Annotated in this window: 2 protein-coding genes and 1 pseudogene; 1 reads left to right on the forward strand and 2 read right to left on the reverse strand. The window is 43.9% G+C overall.

What is annotated here, in order from left to right; translation table 11 throughout:
- A partial coding sequence (locus JX312_RS12140; RefSeq protein ID WP_204458159.1) for a KilA-N domain-containing protein occupies window positions 1-468 on the reverse strand: 468 nt, incomplete at its 3' end.
- Window positions 469-755: 287 nt separating this feature from the next.
- Entirely contained in the window at window positions 756-1,571 is an 816-nt protein-coding gene (locus JX312_RS12145) for a KilA-N domain-containing protein (protein ID WP_204458161.1), read from the reverse strand.
- A gap of 398 nt (window positions 1,572-1,969) precedes the next feature.
- On the opposite strand from JX312_RS12145, the pseudogene JX312_RS12150 reads away from it, so the two are divergent.
- Window positions 1,970-2,544: pseudogene (locus JX312_RS12150) on the forward strand (ATPase); the annotation flags it as partial.

A 2,544-nucleotide genomic window follows, 5' to 3' on the forward strand; every position in this document is an offset into this window, starting at 1 on the left:
GTTTATCTTCGACAGCTCGCGTTTCGCAGACCAGCCGAGTTGTTTCTGTTCCTCTTCCTTCAGGCGTTGGAACTCCTTTACAAGATACAGTTCAAATTCAACAGAGACCCAACTTGCAAACTTAAAGGCGATATCACGTTGAGCATATGTGCCACCCTCACGTCCCAATTTGTTTATAATACCGATTGCGTTTGTAAGCTCTATCCACCGACTTGGACTCATCGTAAAGGAATTGGAGCCAGCCTCTCTCAAAATGGGGTCGAATTCGACCCCTTTAAAATCGGGATTGTTCAGGCTTTCCCATAAGCCAAGATATTCAAGGGTATTCTTCACCCTCATCCAATTCTTTACTACATCTTTTGGCTCCACCGAGTTTTTCTGCCTTGCAATATCGGTGATACAGATATAATCAATGCCATTTTTTGACATTGTCCTTATTGTAGTATCCTTGACTATGATCTTGGCCATTGGATTTATCAGTTTCGTTTTATTCGCAAAGATAATCATTTTCATCAGATTGAGCAATAACGAGAAAAAATGACACCGGGTGAGATTGTTATCCTCCCCGGGATTACCGATAAGTCGTAGCAGCTCATTGTTCAGCCCGCTATGCTCCTTCTTCGACTCGTGAATTCCCTCGAAAATCCATCTTCACGTGAATGGAAGTAAAATCCAGACACTCTCTAAGTTACGAAATATCCAAATTTTTGGAGCCTCTGAGGACGAATCTGCGTTATGGAACTGATTTTGAATGGCTATTTCAGCAGTTTTCTATCGTTATCTCCGCTTTCAAGTACGCTCATCTGATGGATGGCGATTTGATTGAGCTTAATCAGGCGTTCCTGCTGTGGCATTCCATGTTCAATAAACACTGCATTGAGATTCTCCATATTGGAGAGGCATATCAGTTCATTGATAGAGGCGTAATCCCGTATATTGCCTTTGAGGTCGGGATTGGCATCGCGCCACTGTTTCGCTGTCATGCCGAACATAGCCACATTCAGCACATCGGCTTCATTGGCATATATGATACTTGCCTGAGCCTTTGTAATCTCGGCAGGTATTAGGTTATGCTTGATGGCATCGGTATGGATACGGTAGTTTATCTTCGACAGCTCGCGTTTCGCAGACCAGCCGAGTTGTTTCTGTTCCTCTTCCTTCAGGCGTTGGAACTCCTCAATGAGATATAATTTGAATGGGTCACTAATTGCAGAACCAAATTCAAAAGCTATATCCTTGTGGGCATACGTGCCCCCATATCGGCCTTTTTTTACAATTATTCCTATCGCATTAGTCTTTTCTACCCACTCGGATGCACTCAACACAAACGATGGTAACCCTGCACTCATTCTAAAGTGGTCAAATTCGACCACTTTGAAATTTGGATTATGGATGATTTCCCATGTTCCAAGGAACTCTATTGTGTATCGTGTCCTTATCCAGTTCTTTATCACATCGGCGGCTCTGCCATCTCCGTCCTTTGCCGACGCCATGTCAGTGAGGGATATATAATCCTGCCCCTCGACACCAAGAACTGTTATGTCGGTATTTTGAACAATAATTTTAGCCATAAACGGAATTTGATGTTTTAGAAATGAATAAAAAGCACTACACTTTGCAGTGTTGAATCCCGGTAGCCCCTGTATATCAAGCTATCGGTTTTTGTTTCTTATTCGCAAAGATAATCATTTTCATCAGATTGAGCAATAACGAGAGAAAAGACCCCGGGGTTCCCTCCCGATGTCCAACCTCTAATCCACGTCAAAAATGAAACAAAAACATTGGCTTTGCCCATTCTCGGATGCGTTCGGCATAGCTGGAGCAAGCTCCGCTATGCGCTCACTTGCATTAGAAGTCCTGACGTTGAATCTATTCGCAAAAGGCAGCCATTTAAGTTTCTAATAACACACATGTTTTGCGTATTTCCACTTTTTTATCTAAATTTGTAAGAAACTGTTTAAAAATCCAAATGCACGAAACCACACGAAATATCCTTATCGCAGACGGAGGGTCCACAAAAGTGGAATGGCTTCTTACAGATACTGATGGCAACACCAAAGCCTCTTTCATTTCTGACGGCTTTAACGTAGCACGTATCTCACAAAAGGACGCTGTGTCTTATTTTTCGGATGTGAGAAAAAAGCTGGATCCGGCTGTCTTTATAAATGAAATCCATTATTACGGTTCCGGAGCGGCAACTCCCGAGATATGCTCTGCAGTCGAGAATGCAATCCGTGAAGTATGGAATCCGGAGGTGGCTGAAGTGCAGTCTGACATGCTTGCCGCCTGCCGGGTGACGGAGGGAACGCCGGGCATAGTATGCATACTCGGCACCGGCTCCAATTCCGCTTATTTCGATGGAAAGAAAATGATCAGGAACATTCCGCCGCTGGGGTTCATACTCGGAGATGAGGGTGGAGGAACGGCTCTCGGCAAAAGATTGCTCGGAGACATATTCAAGGAGATAGCTCCGAAATGTGTGTGCGATGCATTTTTTAATGAAACCGGACTCAGCAAGGGGGACGTCATAGAAAAGGTCTACAG

This window comes from Barnesiella sp. CU968, from assembly GCF_905219685.1.
GTDB classification, from domain to species: domain Bacteria; phylum Bacteroidota; class Bacteroidia; order Bacteroidales; family Muribaculaceae; genus Lepagella; species Lepagella muris_A.

Excerpts from the sequence above, each read along its gene's own strand:
- JX312_RS12145 (WP_204458161.1), bottom strand. The coding sequence starts at position 1,571 with ATGGCTAAAATTATTGTTCAAAATACCGACATAACAGTTCTTGGTGTC.